18 protein-coding genes are annotated in these 24832 nt (G+C 45.9%); 6 read left to right on the forward strand and 12 right to left on the reverse strand.

Annotation, left to right across the window (positions count from 1 at the left end; translation table 11 throughout):
* The first annotated feature begins 163 nt into the window (after window positions 1-163).
* From FTW16_RS11485 to FTW16_RS11495, 3 genes are read left to right on the forward strand one after another with little or no spacing between them, the layout of a single operon-like run.
* The gene (locus tag FTW16_RS11485; RefSeq protein ID WP_146491162.1) at window positions 164-2773 is read left to right on the forward strand and encodes a hypothetical protein; all 2610 of its coding nucleotides are present in this window, start codon (window positions 164-166) and stop codon (window positions 2771-2773) included.
* 12 nt (window positions 2774-2785) lie between these two features.
* A complete protein-coding gene (locus FTW16_RS11490) occupies window positions 2786-3535 on the forward strand; it encodes an ADP-ribosyltransferase (RefSeq protein ID WP_146491163.1) in 750 nt (249 codons plus the stop codon).
* A 15-nt stretch (window positions 3536-3550) separates the two neighbouring features.
* Window positions 3551-4324 (forward strand): ADP-ribosyltransferase, encoded by a 774-nt coding sequence (locus FTW16_RS11495; protein WP_146491164.1) that lies wholly within the window; start codon window positions 3551-3553, stop codon window positions 4322-4324.
* 84 nt (window positions 4325-4408) lie between these two features.
* Here FTW16_RS11495 and lhgO read toward each other — a convergent pair whose 3' ends face one another.
* The 4 genes from lhgO to FTW16_RS11515 all read right to left on the reverse strand — a co-directional run bounded on the left by lhgO (window position 4409) and on the right by FTW16_RS11515 (window position 10633).
* A complete protein-coding gene (lhgO, locus tag FTW16_RS11500) occupies window positions 4409-5626 on the reverse strand; it encodes an L-2-hydroxyglutarate oxidase (protein WP_146491165.1) in 1218 nt (405 codons plus the stop codon).
* Between the two features lie 26 nt (window positions 5627-5652).
* Window positions 5653-7830, reverse strand: a complete 2178-nt coding sequence (locus tag FTW16_RS11505; RefSeq protein ID WP_061021047.1) for a TRAP transporter permease — start codon at window positions 7828-7830, stop codon at window positions 5653-5655.
* A gap of 127 nt (window positions 7831-7957) precedes the next feature.
* Window positions 7958-8971, reverse strand: a complete 1014-nt coding sequence (locus FTW16_RS11510) for a TAXI family TRAP transporter solute-binding subunit (protein WP_146491166.1) — start codon at window positions 8969-8971, stop codon at window positions 7958-7960.
* 321 nt (window positions 8972-9292) lie between these two features.
* Window positions 9293-10633 carry a sigma-54-dependent transcriptional regulator gene (locus FTW16_RS11515; RefSeq protein WP_146491167.1) on the reverse strand — a complete coding sequence of 447 codons (1341 nt, stop codon included), beginning with the start codon at window positions 10631-10633 and terminating at the stop codon, window positions 9293-9295.
* A 208-nt stretch (window positions 10634-10841) separates the two neighbouring features.
* Here FTW16_RS11515 and FTW16_RS11520 point away from each other — a divergent pair, with 208 nt between their 5' ends.
* On the forward strand, window positions 10842-12905 hold the full coding sequence (locus FTW16_RS11520) for an ATP-binding protein (protein WP_146491168.1): 2064 nt from the start codon (window positions 10842-10844) through the stop codon (window positions 12903-12905).
* Between the two features lie 119 nt (window positions 12906-13024).
* Here FTW16_RS11520 and FTW16_RS11525 read toward each other — a convergent pair whose 3' ends face one another.
* The 7 genes from FTW16_RS11525 to FTW16_RS11555 all read right to left on the reverse strand — a co-directional run bounded on the left by FTW16_RS11525 (window position 13025) and on the right by FTW16_RS11555 (window position 21763).
* Window positions 13025-15475 carry a family 20 glycosylhydrolase gene (locus FTW16_RS11525; protein ID WP_146491169.1) on the reverse strand — a complete coding sequence of 817 codons (2451 nt, stop codon included), beginning with the start codon at window positions 15473-15475 and terminating at the stop codon, window positions 13025-13027.
* Window positions 15476-15552: 77 nt separating this feature from the next.
* On the reverse strand, window positions 15553-16206 hold the full coding sequence (locus FTW16_RS11530; protein WP_240699163.1) for an oligogalacturonate-specific porin KdgM family protein: 654 nt from the start codon (window positions 16204-16206) through the stop codon (window positions 15553-15555).
* A gap of 216 nt (window positions 16207-16422) precedes the next feature.
* Window positions 16423-17052 carry a bifunctional 4-hydroxy-2-oxoglutarate aldolase/2-dehydro-3-deoxy-phosphogluconate aldolase gene (locus FTW16_RS11535; RefSeq protein ID WP_146491170.1) on the reverse strand — a complete coding sequence of 210 codons (630 nt, stop codon included), beginning with the start codon at window positions 17050-17052 and terminating at the stop codon, window positions 16423-16425.
* Window positions 17053-17071: 19 nt separating this feature from the next.
* Window positions 17072-18019 carry a sugar kinase gene (locus FTW16_RS11540; protein ID WP_146491171.1) on the reverse strand — a complete coding sequence of 316 codons (948 nt, stop codon included), beginning with the start codon at window positions 18017-18019 and terminating at the stop codon, window positions 17072-17074.
* Window positions 18020-18111: 92 nt separating this feature from the next.
* Complete coding sequence (locus FTW16_RS11545) at window positions 18112-19626, reverse strand: sodium:solute symporter family protein (protein WP_146491172.1); 1515 nt, start codon at window positions 19624-19626, stop codon at window positions 18112-18114.
* 206 nt (window positions 19627-19832) lie between these two features.
* Window positions 19833-20225: a RidA family protein gene (locus FTW16_RS11550; protein WP_061016111.1), complete on the reverse strand. Its 393-nt coding sequence runs from the start codon at window positions 20223-20225 to the stop codon at window positions 19833-19835.
* A gap of 104 nt (window positions 20226-20329) precedes the next feature.
* On the reverse strand, window positions 20330-21763 hold the full coding sequence (locus FTW16_RS11555; protein WP_146491173.1) for an N-acyl-D-amino-acid deacylase family protein: 1434 nt from the start codon (window positions 21761-21763) through the stop codon (window positions 20330-20332).
* 176 nt (window positions 21764-21939) lie between these two features.
* Here FTW16_RS11555 and FTW16_RS11560 point away from each other — a divergent pair, with 176 nt between their 5' ends.
* Together FTW16_RS11560 and FTW16_RS11565 are read left to right on the forward strand one after the other, a co-directional pair.
* Complete coding sequence (locus tag FTW16_RS11560) at window positions 21940-23214, forward strand: amino acid deaminase (RefSeq protein ID WP_146491174.1); 1275 nt, start codon at window positions 21940-21942, stop codon at window positions 23212-23214.
* 192 nt (window positions 23215-23406) lie between these two features.
* Complete coding sequence (locus FTW16_RS11565) at window positions 23407-24270, forward strand: MurR/RpiR family transcriptional regulator (RefSeq protein ID WP_017062019.1); 864 nt, start codon at window positions 23407-23409, stop codon at window positions 24268-24270.
* Here FTW16_RS11565 and FTW16_RS11570 read toward each other — a convergent pair.
* On the reverse strand, window positions 24267-24806 hold the full coding sequence (locus tag FTW16_RS11570) for a hydrolase (protein WP_146491175.1): 540 nt from the start codon (window positions 24804-24806) through the stop codon (window positions 24267-24269). The genes FTW16_RS11565 and FTW16_RS11570 overlap by 4 nt on opposite strands.
* Window positions 24807-24832 lie beyond the last annotated feature (26 nt).

A 24832-nucleotide genomic window follows, 5' to 3' on the forward strand; every position in this document is an offset into this window, starting at 1 on the left:
CACCATAGCTAAACCTCCAATCACCAACTGGGTGATTTGAGTAAACGATTTTTCGAAGTACCCCACACAACAACATCTAGTTTTCTCTTTGCCATATCGGCAAGGAGAGGCTTTTTGCTTTCTAAAATAAGCAAACAACTTTGCAAAAAACAAGGATAACTCTATGAAGTTAAAAAGATTAGCGCTCATTACGACCATGATTTCATCCAGCGTCAATGCTTTTGAAATCTGTAAGATTGGGGACGAATATAACGTCTTAGATAGCGAGAGCTTCCACCAAATCCGCAAAAAAAATTACGATTCATTTAGTGATGGCATTACCCCTGAAAACCTTTTCCCATCGGCGCCGGAACACATTATCGACTTAAAACCATCTCTATCCGAAGCCAGTGATATTTTGCCAGAAACCGCCACATTACTGGAGACAGGGCCAGCCCCGGCGATTGCGATTGAACCGGTAGAAGCGACACGATTAATGGAAACCTTGGGACGCTCGACCAGTGGCATGGCAAAAGGCGCGTTAGAAGCTTTGGGGCCAATTGGTGATGCGGTTGCTGTCGGCCTTTGGGCAAAAAGCGTTGCCAATAGCTTTCAAGACGAATCGCGCACCTCTTATGATAGGTTTGCCACCGTTATGGAGTTAGTCGATTGGTTTGGCGTATTAAAGCTTCCAGCTAGAGAAATAGATCGTCAAATATTGAGTAGCCGTTGGGATAGGATTGCGGCGGGTGACCATTATAGTTATCGCGTTCATGATGACCTGATTACTCAGCAAGATCTAAGAGACAAAAACCATTGGGCTGAACTCGCATCCAAACAGCAGGCCATGTTAAACGCAGTAGCACAAGGCTTCGCGACCGATCTTGCACTCAAATACCAACAGCATTATCAAGAAGTCGTTCAAGCTCAAACCATCATGGCAGAAGAGCTGATTACAGGTGTCGAGCATGAACTGCGCAAAACTCTCTTTAGCCAGCTTGCAATCGACCATCAAGGCTCTCGCCTTTTCGCATCAGACATTGCCTTGAGCTGTAATGAAGAAACCCAAGCATTGGCAGAGCTTTACCCTCAACAAGATGTTGAAGAAAACAATAACCGCCCACCAGCGGTGCCGTCAAAGCGCCAAGCCAATCGAGCTCTTGCCAAACTCCAACACTGCCAGCAACAACTACTGGATGAAGCTATTGCCAAACTTGATGCCTTACGAGCGGGACAAATTCCAGGGCTTGACCAAGCCGCTGTGGAACAACTTTATACCCGAACGCTAGCAGCAAAGACGCAGATCATTGAAACCGCGGACAACCATGTCAATTTGCTCAAGAGTAAGTTGCAAAAAGAGATGTTTACACAAGGCGAAATCGCCGTTGAACGACTATTCCGTTCAGGCTCTGTAGAGACCATGCATAACTTCTTTAAGGCGCAAGCTGAGCGCAATGCCATTGACGAAATGACACGCAGTATTCTAGGACGTCCAGCAACGTCACAAGAAATACGCAACAAAGAGATTGTTCTCCAAAGCGGTTACAGAAAGTGCGTTCGTATTGGTATTCTCGGAGGAGACCCGAATTTTCGTGGCTGTGTCGAATATGCTTGGATACCAGCGGAAACTCGCCCGTTTAATCCATCTGAAGATACGGTTATTGCGCAAATCTATCCGCCGAATAAAGAAGCGGTGAAGCGAGTTCTTTTCGATACGTTAAGCACCTTAATTGCCGATGGCTGGAACTCAGAAGACGAGGAGTATTGGTTAGAGCAACAGATCTTGAACTTTTCTGCGCAACAGCGCCTAAAACAACAAGCCGAATTCGATAAACAGCAGGTTTATCACTGGTTACTGGACTCCAGCGCAATGCTTGAAGGTGAATGTGGTGGCGGTAGCGCGTGTGCTGGGTGGAGCTTGTCTTACCTTCAAAAAGAGAATCTTTCACGACAAGCGTCGCTGCATCACATCAATAATTGGCACGCTAACTACTCCGGCAAAAGCGCCTATGTGCACTCAAAGCGTTATCAAAAACTTGAAAGCCTCATAGCTGTCGCACTGGCAAGTGAATGGCAGGCCAAACAAGCGGTAGAGTTTTTTAGTTTTACTTATCCAGGCAGTGCCGATCTCGAAACTAACGCGCCATTAATTTACTCAGCACTCAAGTCTTCATCGCTAGACATTACTAACCTGCAAGGTAATACGCTACAGCTAGCGAAAGGGATAGTGAAAACTCGACTTGCCGAGGCGATAAGCGTCTCAGACAGCAACGGTATTGAGTGGCTACATTCGCAAGTGGGCCAATTCCAGCGCTATACGTCGATCATCCACTCTCAACATATCTCTACGGGACATTACGCCTCTGGGGAAGGGGAAGGGGAAGGGGAAGTCACCGCTCTGTTTTCAGAGATGCTGCCTGCGCACCTGATGCGTTACCTGATTTCAGACATCATCCCTGATAGCTATGATGCCCGTATCGAGCGCTCTATTGACGCCATCTTTAACCCAACGTCTGAACTCAATCAACAGCTCGATAAATTAAGTAACACCAACGAAAACTTTACCAATCAACCCGGCCGTAGCTGCATGATCTACTATCCGCACCTTAAGAGCGCACTACTTGATGTTGCGGCAGATGAGCACCTGTACTGGCTTTCACCGCTCTCTGAATGGTACGACGCAGTCACTCGACAACAACTCAATATGTTTGGTGCTCTGAAGTATGCCGTGATCAATCAGAACACTTTCGGCATTCCATGTGATTTAAGCCCTAACAGCTACCAATACCAATAAAGGGCGGACACTATGAATACTCGATTTTTATTGCTGCTCTGTTGTCTGAGTTTTACTGCCTTCTCTCAACCGTTTGATGCGCTCAAACAGCCAAACCGTTTAGAGGAAGAGGTCACCCAGCTAGCAGAAGACTTCAAAGACTGGTCAAAGGCTTCCAATGGTTGGCGCTACTCCTTCATAACTGCCAATGAAAAGGAAGCAGTAGAAGACTTTTCCATTTCCGGCTATCAGACCGCTAATGACTACCTAAGAGCAACTGACACCTCAACATGGGGTGTCGCGGGGGCGGATGCGAGGCAGTACATTCGCACGGTTAAATCGGCTCTCAACAAGCTGCCAAAATACAAAGGGACCGCATACCGAGGGACTTGGGTAAAACTATCTCTGCTTAACAAGCTCGAAGAGGGGGACGTGTTGGTCGAGCCAGCATTTACTTCAACCTCTACTCTCCCAGAAGTCGCTAAGCGCTTTTCGGTAGTGCATCCCAACTCCCCACAAAGGCTCAAGCGAGTGCTGTTTGAAGTCAAGATCAATCAAGGGGGTCACACCATTGCAGGGCTTTCGGAATACAGCAAAGAAGCAGAGGTTCTGTTTGCGCCAAATGCACACTTTCGAATCACCCAGATAGAGCGAACCTCTACCCATACCTACATCGGCGTGGAAACGGTGAAGGCATCTGCCGTCAAAAACACTCAGAAATATAACCTCTATTCAGGCGAAGAAGTAGAAGCATCATTTTGGCACTCTCTCGTTTGTACATAAGCTAAGGATCAAGCAATGAAAAAATTTATTGGAGTGCTTTGCCTCTCTTTAATGACAAGTTTTTCGGCACAGAGTGAGGAGTTTCCTGAGTTTAAAGGGCGTTCACTCTCCTATCAGGCGCAACAACAAATTGCGGATAACCTGATGGATTGGGCAACGACGCACCATGTAAAAGCTGAAAAAAAGATGATCAGTGAAGAGTACTCTGCTATCAAGAATTACGGCCGAGTGGATCACGACGTGGTCAATGAATACATGCGAGCTGGAGAGCCTGAAGGGTATCTGTCGGAAATGTTTGGTCGTACATTAAAGTCGCGAGTCTTTCATATGCGGAATGTGATGAATAAACTACCTAACTACAAGGGTACGGTTTACCGTGGATCATCAATCAAGAACTCGCTACTGGAAAAGCTCAACATCGGTGACATTCTGCATGAGAAAGCTTTTTTATCGACATCGACACTGCCTAGTGTTGCCAAGAACTTTTCGTCAGCTGGCGTTTACGAAGGCGCCTCTGCAGCTCAATTCAAAATTGAGTTAAAGTCAGCAGGTCGAGCGATCAATGCTTACACGTTTAAACCGGATGAAGCTGAAATACTCGCTAAACCCAACACTTACTATCGAGTAGAAGCGATTGAGCGAGTATCACCCAACAAAAACTACATCAAGATGCGAGAAGTAAAGAACCCCGCTCGGTACCTGAAAGCGGAACCTGACATCCACATTTATGACAGTTACAGCGGTGAAGGAGTCGCGGTTCGCAACCGTAGTTCACTCTATTGCCTATAGTGCAGCGTGCCTGCTACTTTGTAAGCGGCTGATAAAAAAGACCATCATAATGATGGTCTTTTTTATTATTGAAGCAGGGGTAATTTAACTACTTGTTTTACGCATTATCTTGCCACAAATATATTCGCCAATAGGCATCGCTGAAGTCGCCGCTGGCGATGGTGCATTGCACACATGCAAGCTTCTTGGGCTTTCGGCAAACAGGAAGTCATGAACCAAGGTACCATCCTTCAGTACCGCTTGAGCACGAATGCCTGCTGGGTAAGGTTTGAAATCTGACACCGTAATGCTCGGGCAATATTTGTTCACTAACTTTAGATAACCCGGCTTCCACCACGAGTTTTTAAACTCGACCAAACCGGTTTTTAGATTATTCGCAGTCACTTTCCAAAAGCCCGCAAAACTCAGCATCTGCCAAGTGTCCTTAAAGCTAAAGTTCAGTTTGCCATAACCTTCTCGCTTCCAGCCTTGAACTGCATTTGGCCCTACTGTTACGGAGCCATCAATCATGCGTGTTAAATGCACGCCCAGGAAAGGCAGTTCTGGGTCAGGGATCGGATAGATAAGGTGATTCACCACTTGGTTGTGTTTAGCGTCCAACTGATAATACTCACCGCGATATGGGACGATTTGAAAGTCGGTTTCGATGCCAAGCATGCTGGTCATTCTGTCCGCCATCAAACCAGAACAAGTGATCAAGAATCGACTATTCAGTTGAAGAGTCTGACCATCTACTTTGCACGTTAACTGCACCTCATCTTCCTGCTCGTCAGCCATAATCACTTCAGTACCAAGGCTAAGTTTGCCACCCGCTTCAACAAACTCTTGAGCCATCACTTCGGTGACTTTTTTGTAGTCCACGATACTGGTGGTTTTGACATAAATCGCGCCCAAGCCCGTGATGTTCGGCTCGGCTAGTTTCAGCTGCGCTTGATCTAAGAGGTCGACATCAATGTCGTTATCATGACAACGTTGATAGAGCGCGTTCATGCGCTCCACTTCCTGCTCATTGGTCGCGACCAACAGCTTGCCACAGTTTTCGACAGGGATATCGTGTTGGCTGCAAAAGGCGATGGTGCGCTCTACGCCACGCTTACAAAAATCCGCCTTTAAACTGCCCGGAGCATAGTAAACGCCAGCGTGAATTACACCACTGTTATGGCCAGTTTGGTGCTGCGCGAAGCCACGCTCCTTTTCGACTAAAAGGATACTTTTATCAGGGTAAGCTTGCTGTAATTGCCATGCCGTCGACACGCCAACAATGCCACCACCAACGATAATATAGTCGTATGTTGAGTTCATAATATTCCTACATTCAATCCTTTTAATTATAGGGAAGACGCGACAGTGTCAGGTTCGGTTTGAGGCAAAGATTCTTGCTCATCTTCCGATTCCTTTTTCACTTGATTAGCATCGTATTGACGAGCCGTGTGAATAAAGAGACCAACGAAAAGTGCAACGCACACTAGGCGAATCACAACGGAAATGTCAGGCCAAACCAATGCCACACCCAACACGATTAACACAGCACGAGTCAGCAGATTAATTTTATTTTCTAGATAGCCTTCAATCGCAGCAACAAACGCGTAAGTACCAATAATAGCAAAGCCTCCCGTGACCAAAACCGAGGTCACATCCCAACTTACTAAATTGGTGTAGGCAATCAACAATGGCACTAAGTACAGGCCTTTGGCGATCTTCCACGCCATTAAACCAGTTCTCATTGGTGGCGTTTTAGCAATGGTCGCAGCCGCAAATGCGGTTAAGCAAACTGGCGGGGTTACGTTGCTGTCTTGCGATAGCCAGAAAATGATCAAGTGTGCAGAAAGCAGTGCAAGACTGATCGCTTCTAAGCCCAAGCTTTGCTCAAGCAGAGTTTCGACAAAATCAGCAGGGACTAACGCAATCATCTCTTTGGCGGTTTCGAGTGCCATTGGCGCATTCAGTAAATCTAATTTTTCTGGCGCCGCCAACATGAAGATAGCTTTTGCCTGTTCAGGTAACTGGCCCGAAACCAACAAGTCTAGCAACTGACTTTCAGCAATCAGTTTGTATAAGGCAGGAGCCGACAGAGTACCCAACACGATGTAAGCCGCGGTTACCGGTAAGCCCATACCCAGAATCAAAGATGCCAGCGCGATTAAGGCTATCATCACCAACAAGTCGCCGTTCGCCCAGCTGTTGATCATCAATGAGAAGGTATTACCGATTCCGGTCGTGCTGATCACGTTGATAACTAATCCAATGCCTACCAACAACACCGCCGTGGTCGCCATATTTTTTGCGCCTTGAGAAAGCGCTTCAATGATCGCCTTTGGACCCATTTTGTGATTTTTAGAGAACCATGAAGCCACGACGACAGACAGAATCGAGATACCCGCTGCGTAAGTCGGCGTAAAACCCTTCACCAACAGAGTCACCAACACCGCTAATGGGATCAGGTTGTGCCAGCCCGACAGCAATACCTTCAATAGAGGTTCACAGCCAGAAGTAACTTTTTGCACGCCACTGCGTTTTGCTTCAATACGCACAAAAAATGCCACAGACAAAAAGTAGATAAGCGCAGGTAAGAAGGAAACCGCAATGATGTCGACATAAGGGATCTGGGTGTAAGACGCCATGATAAACGCACCCGCACCCATCACTGGTGGCATCAACTGCCCGCCCGTCGATGCAGCCGCTTCAACACCGGCCGCGAAACGCGAAGGGAAGCCTGCCTTTTGCATTAACGGAATACTGATCACACCCGTCGATACGGTATTTGCTACGCTCGAACCAGACACCGATCCCATCAAGCCTGAGCCAATTACGGCGATAAAGCCCGGGCCACCAATCACTTTGCCAGCTGCTGCGCGAGACACATCAATGATGTAATCACCGACACCCGAACGCACTAAGAATGCGCCAAATAGGATGAACATAAACACGAAGGTCCAGCTGATTCTAGAGATAGAACCGAACATCCCTTCTGATGAATAAAAGCTTCGATAAAGCAGTGTTTCAAGGCTCAAACCCGGAAAGTGAAAGATGCCACTGGTCCATTGCCCCCACAGCACCACATAGCTCAAACACACCAAGATAAGCACCGGAATAAACCAGCCCATGGTACGGCGAATCAGTTCAATAACGATGGCAATCGCCAAGATAGAGAAGAACCAATCACTGGCGATGAACTTAACCCCTCGCTCATACAAAGCATCTTCTGCAAAGGGAATGTAGATAAGACAAGCCAAAGCCGCCAAGGCAATTCCGATGTCGACAGCCAAAGCAATTTTGCTTTTTTTCAGTGAGATATGGGCGGGATACCAAAGTGCACAAATGATCGCAAAGCCAGCAAAGTGGGTCGCCGAGATCCAAAGTTCTGGCAAAGTAGATAAGGTGTTAAACCAAATGTGTAATAGGGAGAGGATTACTCCCATTGTCGTTATCGCTTTGCCCACCCACGGAAAATCCGTTCGGGTCGGCAGTTCAAATTTTTTCAGTTCCTGCTGCAGCGAATCGCTCATAGAAAACTCCTGCTCTCCGCAGCAAACACGAAGAGAAAATCCATAAAGTGAAGAGGGGCACGAACACATTCTTAAGCGAACGTGCACCAAGCAATTAAGTCACGAAGGGGTAGTTGATGGCAAACAGCTAGTTAACGATCAACTCAGAAGGGATATCGATGCCCACTTCTTGGTAGTAACGTGCAGCGCCCGGGTGAAGTGGAACAGGCAGACCTGCGATCCCTTTCTCGAGTGCCATTGCTTTGGTTGCTTTGTGGATACCTTGTAGGAAAGGTAGGTTTTCATAGATAGCTTTGGTCAGCTGATACACGTCTTCTTCAGAAATGTCTTCACGAACAGCTAGGAAGTTGGGTTGAGCGATAGTGGTGATCGGCTTATCAACACCTGGGTAAGTGTTTGCAGGGATCTCATATTTAGTCCAGATATTGTAATCGCCGTTCGCTTGTTTGATTTGCGCATCGGTAAACGACAGGATTTGAATGTCTTCACCCAAGGCTGCAAACGCTTGAGTTACCGCGCCAACAGGCACGCCAGCAGGCGTATTCATACCATCAATGGTGCCATTTTGTAGTGCGCTGGCACTGCCGCCGTAACCCATAAAGGCGAGTTTAAATTGTTCTGGGTTAACCGACAGGCCTTGCATGATCTGGCGTCCTGAATTCTCTGTACCTGAGTTCTTCTTACCGATAGAGAATTTCTTGCCATTTAGATTTTCTAAATCACTCATGGTGCCCGTTTCTGTCAGATCAGAACGCACAATAAAGTGTTCAACGTTTTGCCATAGCATAGAGACTGAACGCAGTTGTTTTTGACTGCCTGACTTCTCATATGGACCAAGCCCTTGCCACGCCCACGCGCCATACAAACCCTGAAGAATGGCAAACTGTGCTTCGTTCTCATTGAGAAGTTTCACGTTCTCGCCCGATCCTGCTGAGCTGATAGCCGCCAAAGAAAAGTGCTGCTTTGGCGCAAGCTTAACTTTACTCAATGTCGCTAAAGCCACACCCACTGGATAGTAAGTACCACCCGTTGAGGCCGTCGCTAAAATGTAGCTACGCTCTTCTTGAGCGGAGGTGTTACTGATAAGGCCAATAGAGGCCATTGCGATTGCTAAAGTTTTAACTAGCTTGTTGTATTTCATTATTACTCTCCATGTAGAGTTATTCAGGTTATATTTTTGTTAACAACAATTGCTAGATAGCAAGCACAATGCCAGATTTTAAATGACTGTTTTTATTGATATTTATTTCAAAACCTACCTGAAGTAAGCCATTTCTTGCTTATTTGACTACGAATCAATGAGCTATTTTTTGCTTATCCCAAGCAGCGAATAACATCAGTTTAAAGGTAGCCAAGTCACACTGTGTTACATTTGCGTGATCAATGTTTATAAAATGATAAATATCTGATGAGCCATTTTTTGCTCATTGATTCCAGACAACACTTCTAATCTCATCATCAATTACGAATCGACATAATCGCTTCGGTTCAACGCATAACGCACCATCTTTTGGTTCAATGTTCGACGAGGTAAATCCAAGTCTTGCATCACATCATTGATGCGCCCCTGATAACGCACTAGCGCATCATGAATCACTTTTCGCTCAAAGCTCTGCACTTGAACCGCCAACGGGATGCCTGCCGTTGTGGACTCTGTGACAGAATTGGGGCGACACGCCAAAATATCGCCGACGGTCAGGCTTTCATCCAACGCAAAACGAATCGCCACGTTACGCAGTTCGCGCACATTACCCGGCCATGCATACGACAACAAGGCATAACGATCAGCCTCACTGGCAACTCGAGTTTCGCTGTTCGCTTCTTGAGTAAAGTGTTCAAAAAGGATCAAAGCATCGTCTTCTCGTTCGCTAAGGGGAGGTAAATGCAGTTGGGCAACGTTCAAACGATAGAAAAGGTCTTGGCGAAAATCGGGGTGATTCAGTAGATCGCTTTTCGAGGCAGAGACCACTCGTAGATCAACATGTTGTTGCTGATTACCACCTACGCGTTCGACAACATTATCTTGCAAGGTACGCAGCACTTTGACCTGCATCGACAGCGGCATACTCTCGATTTCATCAAGAAACACCGTGCCTTTGTCGGCAAATTCAAGCTTACCAATCCGTCGCTTGGCGGCACCAGTAAACGCACCAGCTTCGTGTCCAAACAGCTCACTTTCAAACAGGTTTTCTGGGATCGCGCCACAGTTCAGCGGTACAAAAGGGTGACTTTTTCGCTCGCTAAACTCATGCAGACAAGAGGCAACCAGTTCTTTACCACAGCCGGTTTCACCATAGATGATCACATTGGTATCAATCGAGGCGACTTTTTGTATTTGCTCTCTCAATTCACACATTACTTTACTGCGACCAATCAGCACCTGTTCAATGCCTTTCAGATTATCCAGATAGTTCTGACGACTGTTTCTGTCTTGGCCACTTTGATGTTTTTCAACCGCTTCCGAAACCGTTTGAGAGAGGCGCTCTGGGTCGAATGGCTTCTCAATAAAGTCATACGCGCCTTGCTGTAACGCTTTCACGGCCATATCGACATCACCGTGCCCAGTGATCAAGATGACAGGCACCTCAGGTACTAACTGCTTAAATCGCGCAAGCAACTCAACGCCGTCTATATCAGGTAAACGAACGTCGGTGATGATGGTTTGGAAATCACCCTGCTCTACCGCGTTTAACGCACCTTGCCCAACCTCAAATGCGGTGACATCGAAGCCCGCTAATTGCAACCATTGGCTAGTTGCTTGACGCACAATTGCATCATCTTCAATCAAAGCTATACGCTGCATGGTTTGGTTCCGCCACTTACCTCTGAATAATGTCGCCCACGGTATGTAAAAAATCCGCAGACGAAAAGGAGCTAGCTCCCACTTTGAATAACACTCCTTTAACAGTTTTATAATGTTTGTTAGCTTCAACTTGTCTCACTCTCCATTCGCTTAAAAAGCAAACAGAAAACCTTCTCAAGTCACTAGTTTTAAAAGGATTTGATCACCAATGATGAATAACAATCGATATTGGTTATTCCTATGTGCCTGTTTATTAATTGGTTTGGTTCAGGTAACCACCAAAAGTGGTATAAGCCAATGGAAGCTCGAACAAGCCCAACGCTATGCAGAACAGCGCTTCCTCGGATACATTGCTGAAGCAAGGCGAACCCTTAAACGTTTCTATTATTTGCCCTATCTGGTAACCAACGATGAGACCAGTGTCCGTTTCATTGATGGTGAACAACGACTCGAAAAACGCATCAAGAAACAGCTGATTCAATTGGATAAAGCCGCCAATACCAAGGGTTGGTATCTACTTTCTGGCGAAGGTGATTTGTTGGTATCGAGTGTCGAAAGAAGCAAACTGAGTAAAAAGAACGCCAGCACGATTGTGTCTAAAATCCACCAGCAAGGTGGTGCTATCTCTGTAGTGACAAAAAATAAAGGGGTGACACCCGATTATTTTATTGCCGCGCCGGTTTATCGAGCCTCTGACGTGGTGGGTATTGTCGCGGTACAAATCGACTTGTCGTTACTGACCGATCAATGGTTCGCCGATGGTGAAGCCATCTTATTTCAAAACCCTCGCGAGCAGTTTTTTCTGTCGAGTGATAAACGACTGAGCGCAGACTGGTTCAACGACACGTTCAACTCACAACCAAGCACAACAAAACGCGAGCTGTATGACGAAACTCATATTCGCGTGTGGCGACTGCAAGATAAAGACTACCTTATCCAATCCATTAAGTTAGATGACCTTAATTGGCGTTTAACCTACCTGACGCCATTAACCAGCCTCAACCAGACAACTAACTGGATCAGCTGGAGTGTGGCGGTTGGCTGTCTTTTCATTCTGTTGTTGCTGGTTATTCTTTATCAAAGACGTCAGAAAAAGCTCAGTAATCTGCGAATCCAAAAACTCATCGAAGAGTCAGAAAAACGACTGTCTGGAATGATCAATAAAACCCACGTTGGGCTGGTGCTGATCGATAAACATGGTCATATCCACGATATTAACCTGATGGCGAAGAACTACTTTTGCCTTTCTGATTCGATGATCAGCAACATTAAGGCATGGCAGTTATTTGAGGCAGGTAACCCGAATTCAACCACCTTGCAGTTGCTCAAGAACTTAGATCAACACCAAGAGCTGGCCGAGATCACCAGCGTCGAAACCATGGCAAGACGCAGCGATGGCAGCTACTTCCCGGTGTTGTTCTCTATTAGCGCCTTTCCTTGGCATGCCACGACCTATTACTTGTGTACCGTGATTGATATCAGTAAACGTAAGAAAGCGGAGATCGCGGTTCAGGAAGCCAATAAAACGCTGCAACTGCGAGTAGAAGAGCGAACACAAGACCTCAAAGATGCGCAGCAAGAATTGGTGGAATCAAGCAAGCTTGCCGCACTAGGTCGCATGTCGAGTGCGATTACTCACGAACTTAATCAGCCTCTTACTGGCCTAAAAACCCTGCTTTCAAGTAACCAGTTACTGATGGAAAGAGGCGAGACTAAGATGTTGAAAGCGAACATGGACTTGGTAATGAGCCTCATCGACAGAATGGCTAACATGACCAGCCAGTTAAAGTCGTTCGCCTTCCAAAGACTAGAAAAACCTTACCCAGTTTCGCTAACAGACGCGCTTCAAGAAACCCTGCGTATTCACCAAGCAGCATTAGAAAACGTCGATATCCGCGTGCGTGTCGCCTCTAATATTTCGATAGTAATAGGAGAAGAAGCGCGACTAAGACAGGTACTTGGTAATCTCTTAAAAAATTCCATCGATGCCACGCAAAATCAGAAACCAGCAACCATTGTGATCAGTGCTCATACCGAACAAGAGCGTGTGATCATCAAGGTGCAAGATAACGGTTGTGGCGTATCCGAAGACCAACTCGAAACCATTTTCGAACCCTTCCACACCAACAAAAAAATGGGCGAAGGCTTGGGGCTAGGATTAGCCATCACAGCAAACAACGTGCGTGATATGCAAGGTACCCTGATAGCGAAGAACAACTCAGACCAAGGCATGACATTTACGTTAACACTGAAAAATGTCGATAGTGAGTAATCACTCATATAACTTAGACACCACATTTCATTTGAGTGCTACAACTAAAAAACCGCCCACATGAGGGCGGTTTTAATTCGCGTATTGGCGTATGCCTTATTAGCTAATCCGTTAACGACTTACTCCGCTAACTGCTTCAACAGTAGCTCTGTCGGGCGAACAATCGCGATGATCGATTCATCATAAATTTTCGCTGATTCAGACAATATCGCTTGGTAGGCATTCACGTCTGCTGCTCGAACTTTTTCACCCGCTTGTGCTTTCGCAATCAAGGTTAACGCCAAGTCTGCAACTTCCGCCGTTTTCTCTGCAACAACCACAGTCTCGACCGAAGACACATTACCTGCGAAGACAGTCTCTGCGGCGAGAGCTGCCGATTTTGCTTGCTGATAATGCTCAGCAAGTTGCTCCAATGCCTGTTGATTGCCTGTCGCTACTTCATTGACCAAATCTTGCATCTCATACACCGCGTAGCTTTCCACTGGCAGCGCATCAACAAATCGGTTTAGGCGCTCGTATTGGCTGTACAAAGTACCTTTAGGTTCAGTAGAGTTCCACTTCTCCCAGTTACGTGCGTAGTACTGTGCTGGTTCGGTGTATCTCGCTAACACGCGCAGATCGTGAATATCTTGACCTTTAGCAATGCGTTTTAACAGCATATCGGCGTCCGCATGATGACGTAAGCCAACCGACACTTCAGACCATGTATCCATAGCCTTCATACGTTTGTACATGCTGCGCTCATCCGTTAGTTCCGCATCAGACCAGAAACGCTCTGCAATCGCATAACTACGCGGCCATAGGTAGTTTTCTACTGTGAGGCTATCTTTGTTCTCTAGCCACATAGTGATCTCGCCACCTAAGATAAGCTCTTTTTCTTTATCTGTTAATTCCGCAGGGTAGCCGCCATTAGGCTCAGGAATCACGCTGCCTTCTACATCGCTGCTCGCAATCACTTCACCTGTGGTTGGCCAACGCACGTTACCAATCAACTGATAACTGCCTTCAGCAAAGCCATTCGGATTCAGGTTCAAGTTAAATTCCGTGTAAGACATGAAGTTATCAAAGTGGCCGACAAAAGTTTTACCCGGCACATAATCAAGAATGTAGATCTCTTCGCGAGACTTGCCGTTGTAATCACTGAACGCTCGGAAAGTACCGTCTTTCGCTTCAATGATAGTTAGTGTTCCCTTACGTGGGCTGCCCTTAGAGCGAGGCTTTTGCCATTGGTAAGTCACAAACTTCTCGCCGCTGTGTAGCTTATCGTCGACAGTAATGCCGCTTGGCATTGGGTCATTGCGGTAGTGGTAACTGGTTGGCTGAGGCTGATCTAAGTAGTAGCCGGTAGAAAGAATCCCTGGGTAGCCCTCTTTGGCCGCACGGCCAATGCTGTCATGGCCTTGCCAGCTTTGAATCACGATCGAAGTTGGCAAATCTTTGTGCCAAATTTCATCCCAACCAGTCATCTTCTTACCGCGTTCTTCAAGCATCTTCTCAACTTTTACATTGAGGTAAGACTGTAGACCGCGTTCACCATCGATATTGTTCTCTTCGATAAACTGTTGGTGCTTTTCGCTGTTTTTCCATTGCGCATAGTTCGGCTCATCGCCGCCGATATGGAAATACTCATCAGGGAACAACTCGGTCACTTCGTCAAACACATCACCTAGCATGTCATATAGCTCTGGATTCAACGGATCCATCAGTGGTTCAAACACGCCCCAGCCACGCTCTTGATCATAGCTTTGACCTTGTGCGCCAGACATCAGGCGCGGGTAAGCATGAGCCACGGCAGAAGAGTGACCCGGTAGAGAGACCTCAGGGATAACACGGATACCAAGATTACGGGCGTATTCAACTAGGTAGCGAACTTGGTCTTTGGTGTAGTAATTACCATCAGCGGTTTCAGACCACAGACGCGGCCATGATTCGGTTTGAATGCGAATGCCTTGGTCGTCCCAGAAGTGCCAATGGAACACATTCATCTTCGCGGAAGCCATCGCATCTAACTGACGAATTAGCACATCGAATTCAATAAAGTGACGTGAAGTATCGTAAGAAACACCACGCCAGCGGAAGCGAGGCTCATCGACAATTGTTACGGCAGGAATATGGTAGCCAGTCGCTGTCGTTTCAACGAGCTGTAAAAGGGTTTCGATGCCGTGAATTGCGCCATAAGGGCTTGGTGCGCTCAGCGTGATTTGCTCACCCTGAGTGGTAATTTTGTAGGACTCTTCGGAGTCGATATTTTGTACTTCAGACTTTGGGGCAGCGTCAATATCAATGATCAGGTTCGCTTCGTCTTCACTATCAACCTGCCAGTCTAGAATCGGCACACCCGTCTGACGCTCAAGGCGATCAATAAAGCGTTTCGCTGTATATTCGACACGGTCAGAGTTAAAGCCTTTGATATAAACTTTAAAATTACCATCTACTTTCACTTGGCCTGATTTTAATTCCACAGTTTGTGGATAAGGCATTAAATTCAAGTCTGTATTTGGAGCCATTGCTAAAGCCATTGGAGAAACTACTGAACCGGATATCAATAGTGACAATATAGTTTTTTTCATTATTAATTTTCCTATGTAACTTTCATTGTATTTTATTTATCAGAGCCTATTCACAAAAATAACTAGGCTATGTTGTTTTAGAATGAGAAATTAACACCAACTCGGAAACGCCAATCCGTTTTATCGTTTTCTGATTGCACCGTATCCGCATCAACCACTTCAGCGTATGGCCTCACTGTTGGTTTCCATTTGTAGACTGCTTTGACGGTATGCTCGCGGGCATTTAGATCGCCGGTTGCAAGCTCTGTCGTATGATGCGTAATCTGATCGAAATACGTAAAGGCATACGAAATCATGTATTTGTCTGTATTGTATCCCGTCCAAATATCATAACGGTTTCGCTTTGCTGTCTCTTCATTGCCATAGTCATTCACTAAAGCTTCGGTCGAAAAGTCATAACGATAACGGCCATGTACAAAGAGCCCATTGTCAAAGTTGTAATTAAGCTTTAGATAAGGCATCAAGAAGGTATTTGAGCCTTGAAAATTCATCACTACGCCAGGGTTCAGCATAAAATTGTCATTGATGGCATAGGTGTAATAATGGGTAAACTCGGTATTAATCACCTTCGTTTCGTCATACGCTCCCGCTGCATGTCGAACATTCGTCAGTGTTTCTAAACCATACCCATTATCAAAATGGTGACCAACAATAAAACGACTTCGATACTGATCTGTCGTACTTCGATACTCTGCCCTTAAATCGACATAACCCCCGGCAGTTGAGGTCATTGGTAATAATGCTAGTAGTGTTAAAGGAAGTAATTTTTTCATAGTTCACCGATATTATGATTATAAAAACCCACCGCACATTGATATATGCAGAAAGGTGTAAATTCGGAGACTACCTTTTTATTTCTTATTAATTATTTTGATTGTATGAAGTGTATTTATAGCTACTGCTCATATTCAGTAGCTATTATTTATTTTTATAAATGCTTAATTTGACTATTTCACCAATTCAACGGCTTCACGAACCAACACTGCGATCTCATCCCATTGCTCGTTCTCAATCATCTTCGGAGAAACCATCCAAGTGCCACCACAACACACCACGCGATCCACCGCTAAGTAATCATTCACGTTATGCTTGCCGATACCACCTGTAGGCATTAGTGACACGTCAACATATGGCGCTAACAAAGATTTCACCATGTTGATGCCACCAGAGGCTTCCGCTGGGAAGAACTTCAAGAAGTTAAGGCCCAGTTCCAGCGCTTGCTCAACTTGGCTTGGGTTGTTTACGCCAGGAACGATTGGCATACCGATCTCTTGGCAACGCTTAACCGTGTTTGGGTTTAGGCCCGGCGCTACGATAAACTCACTGCCCGCTTCTTTTGCAAGGTCGATCTGTTCTGATGTTAATACCGTTCCGGCACCAATACACATCTCTGGGTAGGCGTCACGCATCGCACGAATAGCATCTGCTGCTGCTTCAGTGCGGAATGTCACTTCAGCGACTGGCAGGCCGTTTTCTACCAACACTTTGGCTAGTGGAACCGCGTGCTCAACCTTGTTGATTTGGATAACAGGGATAACTTTGAATTGCTTAAGTGTGTTGATCATTTCTTGAGACATAATAGTTCCGCTTTTTATTTTATTTTTTAATCAGTTGGCTCATAGCGCTCATAGGGATGATTGCGCCTGAGTATTGAATAACGATTGAAGCCAGTTTGTGGCCGAGTTCAGCCGCTTCAGTAGCGCTCTCGCCCGTTAGGCGTGCCGCTAAATAGCCCGCTGCAAATGAATCGCCAGCTGCGCAAGTATCGACAACGTTCGCTACAGCTGTAGCTGATACGTAGTACTCTACTACCTTGCCGCTTTCTAGCTGAACGATTTTGCATGGCTCACAGCCACGCTTGATAACGATCTCTTGGCAACCCAAACGAAGGCAGCGTTGCTGAACGCTCTCTAAGTTGCCCCATACAAGCAAGTCGTCGTCTTCGGTTATCAGCGCGATATCCACCAGCGGCAGTAACTTAGCATACCAATGTTGTGCTTGTTCGGTTGTCCAAAGCTGTGGGCGATAGTTATTATCAAAAATAACCTTGCCACCTTGGTTTGAGAAAACGCTAATAGCTTTAAGCAAGCGCTCACGAGAAGCGTTATCCAGAATCGCGATACTAATACCGCTGATATAAACTGCGTCGACTTGTTTCTCTGTCAGGGCAATTTCAAGCTTGTTTAAGTTATCGATTTGAAAATAAGATTTTACTGCCGCATCGTTGCGCCAGTAGTGAAAATGTCGCTCACCCGTTTCATCGGTTTCGACCATGTAGAGTCCAGGAAGCTTGTTCGCGATGCGTTCGACGAAATTGGTTTGAATGCCTTCTAACTGCCAGCTATCAATCATATTTTGAGACAGTTCATCGCTACCAAGGCCCGTTGCGTAATGCACCGATAGATTTTGATGTTGAGTTAAGCGAGAAAGGTAAAGCGCGGTATTAAGCGTGTCACCGCCAAACTTTTTGGTTAATGGAGAGCCGCTTATTTCGACCATACATTCGCCAAAGAAAGCAATATTGAACAGAGAAGATGCCGACATAGCCGCTCCTAAAAATAGAGGTAATTAACTTTAGAAAAGGCCCTACCGCTAAGCAGGGCCTGAATTAACCAAACCAGTTGTGGAGACTAGGTTTAGCTTGTTTGATTTGCAGGACGTTGTGGTGCCGCTTCTTCTTCAAGTACACCTGATTCAGACATTTCCATCTCCATAAGAGCACGCTCATCATCAAGAATCGCTTTTGCCATTTCTGGTGTTACTTGGTTAGCCGGAGTACATAGGCTCACTGCCACACCGGCTGCTAGAGCAAACAAACATGAAGGAATCACAGGGTTGCCCCAGAATGCTGTGTAGTCAGCGTTTAGCATTACTACGAATGAAGCCACAGAAGCACCCGCTAGCGTCGCAAGCGCACCTTGCCAGTTGTAGCGTTTCCAGAATTTACCCAACATACCGCACACGAACATGCCCGACATTACCGTTGAAATCATCTTAGTGATGTAGCCAATGATGTCGTTTGACGTAAGGGCGAACAGCAATGCAAAACCAATGACCACAACCAGAGCTAAGCGAGAGTAGTTCAGCATCGACTCTTTATTTGGTACACGGCCTGTGAACATCACGTAAACATCACGCAGTAGGATAGACACGCCCGCAATCGCATCAGAGCTTGCACTCGACATCGTTGCAGAAAGACCGGCGATAAGAACAATCATGCCAACGCCAACCGGAAGCACCGTTGCAGCTACGTAAGGGAATGAGTAGTTCGGGTTATCCAATGATGGGTCGATTGCGTGCGCAGCCATACCAATGATTGCAGGGATGATTGAGAAGAATAGGTACAACACACCCGATGCCACAAATGAGCGACGAATGGTTTTAACGTCTTTGCCTGAATAGATACGTTGGCGGAATGAAGGCGTTGCAAGTACACCCACACCGATAACCACAGCCAGAGAAACAGCAGGCAGAAGACCCAGTTTATCGATTGCTAAAAAGCTCGTAGCAGCAGGGTCCATCGCAGCATAAAGGTTATCCATGCCACCGATGTGATCCACAGACATTACCGCCATCAAGATGAAGCCAGCAAAAAGGATGATAGCTTGGATAGTATCGGTCCACACAACCGCTGTGTAACCACCGATCACTACGTAGATAGTGAATGCCGCAGCAATAATGATTTTCGCAAGGTTAAGGTCGATGTCAGCAATCCACGCTAGGTACATGCCACCACCTAGAATGTGCGCACCCAACCAACCGATTGACGCGATAAAGATAAGCAGACCAACCACGTTTTTCACGATGCGGTTAGCGCCTACATAGTAAGCCAGCTCTTCACTCATGGTCATGAAGTTCAACTTACGAACCGGAGCAAACCAAAGGGCTAGCAATAGGATGCCTATAGCACCACCAATGCCGTACAGAGCGCCTGCCCAACCATTCGCATAGCCGAAACCAACCGCACCCATACTTGAGCCCGTACCGACCATTGTCGCAACGGTTGTACCGAGTACTAAGAATAATGGCAGACCACGACCGCCCAATAAGAAATCTTCGCCAGATTTTTGATTACGCGAGACAAACCAGCCTAACCAAATTAAAAAACATACGTACACGCCGAAGCCTGTAAGAAAAAGTGTGCTGTTCATTTGACACCTCTCAGTGAAATATTAAGATCATTCCTGAACTTTTATTTATGATTCATTCATTTTATATTTCATATAATTACTTTATTTGTTTTGTATATTTTAATTAAAGTAATTTTTATAAATGTAGGGTGAGAGTATTAAAAGATAATAACAGGGATGACTACCCTCTAATACTCTCTAAGTAGGTTATTGTGATTAGGTTATAACTAAACGCGATCAGCGCGGTAGCAAGTCACATCTACTTCAACTTTCACGTCTACTACTAAGTCACAGACCATGCAAATACGTGCCGGTGGGTTAGCACCGAAGAACTCTTTGAATACCTTATTAAAAGATTGGAAGTAACGAGAATCCGTTAGCACAACCTTTACGTGTACTACGTCTTCTAGGCCGTAGCCCGCTTCAGTCATGATATCGACACAGTTTTGGATCGCTAAGCGAGACTGGTCAACAATACCGCCCTCAACCACTTCACCATCTGTCATCGGTGTCTGGCCAGAAACGTACAGGAAACCACCCGCTTCAGTTGCGCGTGCAAATGGTAAATGTTGTCCGCCTGTACCTGTACCGCCTTCAACACCGTAACGTTTAATAGTCATTTTTTAGCTCCACTTCTTTATAGATAATATTGGTTCTGTTCCAACATATTTAAATTAATTCGTCATTTTTATATTTACCGCAAATTTAATTTGATAATTAAACTTTAGTTTCGGTAAATAAAAATGCCTGAACGATTATCTTTTACTTTTCCTTGCTGGTAAGTTAACTCACCATTTACAAATACGCTTTCTATTCCCGCAGCAACTGAAATAGGATTTTCAAATGTTGCTGTATCTTTAATATTCTTTGGATCAAATAAAACTAAATCAGCAAAAGCACCACAGCGAACTTCGCCTCGGCCCGCTAAGTTGTATCTCTGAGCCGACATTCCAGTCATCTTGTGAATCGCTTCTGGCAACGAGAACAGTTTTTCATCTCGGCAGTAGTGACCTAACACTTTCGGGAAAGTGCCCCACAACCTTGGGTGTGGATGCGGGTCATTAGGTAAACCGTCTGAACCGACCATAGTTAGTTTATATTTCAATACGCGCTTTACGTCGTTCTCATCCATGCAGTGGTAAACCGCACCCGCAGGTTGAAGCGCTTTTCCTGCATCCATCAGGGGTAGGTTCATTTCATCAGCAATCTGCTTCAGCGTTTTGCCTGCATGTTCTGGTTTTGCTTCAGACCAAGTAATGAAGATGTCGAAATCATCGGTCACTTGTTTCAAATCTAATGTCGAAGAGCTCGCAGAGTATGGGTAGCAGTCGCAAGACACATCTTGATGCTCAGAAACCTTGTCCATCAAATCGAGTACTTCAACCGTTCTTCCCCAGTTGCCCGCACCTGCACATTTAAGGTGGGAGATAACCACTGGAACTTTCGCATATTGCCCTGTCTCAAACGCTTCTTCCATCGCGCTTAAGATCTCTTCAAATTCGGTACGCATATGCGTGGTATAGATGCCGCCATGGCTAGACAGCACTTTCGCTAACTGCATCACTTCGTTAGCGTTCGCTTGTTTAGCGCTTGCGTAAGCCAGGCCTGAACTCAAACCTAATGCGCCTTGCTCCATTGCTAAATCAAGGTTGGTTTGCATCTCTGCAATTTCTTCTTCGCTTGCAGTGCGTTGCAGATCGTCCATCACTTGGTTACGCAGTGTGGTGTGACCCACTAACGCTGCTACGTTTACTGCGGGTTGAGCTTGCTCTACCGCTTGCGCATACGCCGCAAAGGTTGGGTATTTAAAATCAGCCTGTGCGCCTAAAAGGTTCATAGGATCAGGCGGGTCGCCAGCCAAAACCGTTGGCGATGCACTGATACCGCAGTTGCCAACAATCACGGTTGTGACACCTTGGCTGATCTTAGGTAGGCAGTCTGGGTAACGAATTACGTTGGTATCGTCATGTGTATGTACATCGATAAATCCAGGAGCCAATGCTAAGCCTGCTCCCTCAACCAATTGGCCACAATCTTCGTGATCGATCTGACCAATTTCGGCGATTTTTCCATCGCGGATTGCTACATCGGCACAAAACGATTGTTCGCCGGTGCCGTCAAACACCTCTACATTTTTGATTATCGTATCGAACAACATTTTTCACTCTCTCAATCCACTGCGTTGATGGAGCTATATTAAGAATCCAGCCGATTATTTTCAGTGACAAAACACACATAATATTTTAATTTGTGTGATAGTTTCTATCACAAAACAAACGAAAGATAGATTTAAACATTAAATAACAACCACTTAAATCATGTTAGGAATCAGCAATGAAACATAACCCTGCACAAAAAGATGTTATAAAGTATCAAGAAGATTGTTTCGTCTTGACTGAAAGAGGCCAAAAAGGGAGAGCAATATCACAAACTGAGAACGGCGTTTATCGACTGGTTGATGAAGATATTTCGCTTCCGGTAGCAATTATCAAACAATCAGCGTTGACCAATAACCTAAATTGGATGCAATCATTCGCCGATCACCATCAGGTTAAATTGTCGCCGCATGGTAAAACATCAATGACCCCTGCATTTTTCCGCCAACAACTAGAAAATGGCGCTTGGGGTATTACAGTAGCGACGCCTGCACAGGCAGAAGTTGCCGCTATGGCGGGTGCAAAACGAATCATCATGGCCAACCAATTGGTGGGTAAAACCAACATGGCGATCGTTGAACAACTTATTCGTGAATTCAACGTCGACTTTTACTGCTGTGTCGATTCACCAGTGAACGTGCAACAACTGAGTCAACACTTCGCTAATACCGAGCAAACACTAAAGGTTCTGATCGAGTTTGGAGTACCAGGCGGGCGCTGTGGTTGTCGTTCACCTCAAGAAGTTCTTGAACTGGCTCAAGTTATCCAGGATACACCTACCCTTTCACTCGCGGGAATTGAGGTGTACGAAGGTGTTATTCATGGAGATAATGCAGAGCAAGATATTCGTACCTTCCTAAATCAAGCTCTAACCTCTGTAGAAAGCCTCGCATCAGATGGCCTAATTACAGGGCAACCTATCATCACTGGCGCGGGTTCTGCTTGGTATGATGTGGTTGCAGAGTGTTTGGCGAATTTAACCGATTCTTTGGCAATCATTCGTCCGGGTTGTTACGCCATTCACGATACTGGGATCTACCTAGATGCCCAAAGTAAGGTGTTGCAGCGCGCACAAGTAAACCAAGGTTACGCGTGTGAACTGGGTGGTGATTTAGAGTCGGCACTTGAAGTGTGGGCATATGTTATCTCTCGCCCAGAGCCGACCAAGTTAGTGATTGGATTAGGTAAGCGTGATGTTGCCTTCGATGCCGGTTTACCAATTGCAGAGCGCGGCTATCGTAACGGCGAAGCTATCTCAGTAAAAGGGCTCACTGCTACCGCGGTAATGGATCAGCATACCTTTGTTGAAACAGACGGTTCTTCTGAGATTGAAGTCGGCGACATGATTGCTTTCTCGACATCACACCCATGTTTAACCTTCGATAAATGGCGCTACATTGCGATCAGCGATGATGAACATCAGGTAAGCCATTGGGTAGAAACCTGCTTCTAGTTCGATTTTTCGATAAGCTAGAATCAGCGAAGCAATCAGATATACTAACGGGGCTAAGGCTGAGTTTTATATAGGTTAGTGCTAAATGGCTTAATGCCAAATAGCCTAGTTCTAAATAGCTTGGTTCTTACGAGCTAGGTTCTTAAAAACTAAGCCATAACGGTTAGCCCCATCAACAAAGGATCAGGATTCTTGAGTTTAGAAGTAGATATCATTTCACAGATAACAGAGCGTTTTCCCGCTCTTCGTGATGCAGAGAAGAAAGTGGCTAAGCTAATCATGGACGACATTGATTTTGCTGCCAATGCCAGCATCACAGAGCTTGCTGAAAGTGCTCAAGTGAGTGAAGCCACCATTACGCGTTTTGCTAAGGCTATCGGCTGCAGCAACGTACGTGATATGAAGATAAAGCTTGCTCAAACACTGACAGTCGGCCAGCGTTTTATTCTCGAACCGGTTGACCAAACGGGTTATCAAGGTATCTACGAATCGATCAAGCAGAGCCTAGACATCAACCGCACCTTGTTCAAAGAGCAAGACGTTGAAACCGCTGTCAGCTGGCTGCATAACGCGAGACAAATCATTGCTATCGGCATGGGTGGTGGCTCGACCATCGCTTCTCAAGAGTTGCAACATCGACTGTTCCGACTGGGCTACCCAGTGGTCTCTTACAACGATGGATTGATGTCACGTATGGTTGCCGCAACAGCCGATGCCAATGATGTTATGGTGATGATCTCAGCAACCGGTTTTACGCCAGTAATCACTGAAACGGCAGAACTGGCCAAGCAGTATGGCCTTAAGATCATCGCAATTACCCCACAAGATACACCGCTGGCAAAGATTGCCGATATATTGCTACCCATCAAACACATGGAAACAGACTTCATCTACAAACCGTCGGCGTCTCGCTACGCAATGTTAGCCTTAGTAGATGTGCTTTCTATGGGGATAGCAGTCAATCACAAGAACCGATCTCGCGACAAACTACGCCGCTTGAAGGTTGCGCTTGATTCCTACCGAGGCGGAGGCGATAGACAGCCCCTAGGTGACTAACGAATTAAGGATAAAATGAGCTTAAATTCTGGCGAGCGGCAGTCCCTTACCAGCTCGTATAAGCTCATTTCTAACCCTGTAATTTGCACGCCTACAGCTACTAGTCGACGGATAGCCAAATTTTTATTCTGGGCTGCTCGTGAACTAATACAATCACTAACCACCTGAACCTTATACCCAAGTTCCAACAAGCCCATTGCGGTTTGATAAACACAAATATGAGCCTCAATACCACACACCAACCACGTATCCACATCTTTGGCTTTCACTGCCTCAACAAACTGGGGCTCATTACACGCGTTAAACGTAAATTTCGGTATCGGCTTAGCATCGCTCAGCAGGTCATTCAGCTCGTCGACCGTAGCACCTAACTTCTCTGGGTTCTGCTCCAAGCTAACAATTGGCAGCCCCAAAACCTGCGCGCCCTTAATCAGCTTCCGACAGTTAGAAATAAGTGTCTCACTCTCATCAACAAGGCGTGCGAGCTTGCCCTGAACGTCCACAACCACCAAGCCTGTGTTTTGTCTCATTAGCATGTGTATTCCTTGTTTTGGCAGCCTAA

The organism is Vibrio sp. T20, assembly GCF_007858795.1.
Lineage (GTDB): Bacteria > Pseudomonadota > Gammaproteobacteria > Enterobacterales > Vibrionaceae > Vibrio > Vibrio satsumensis.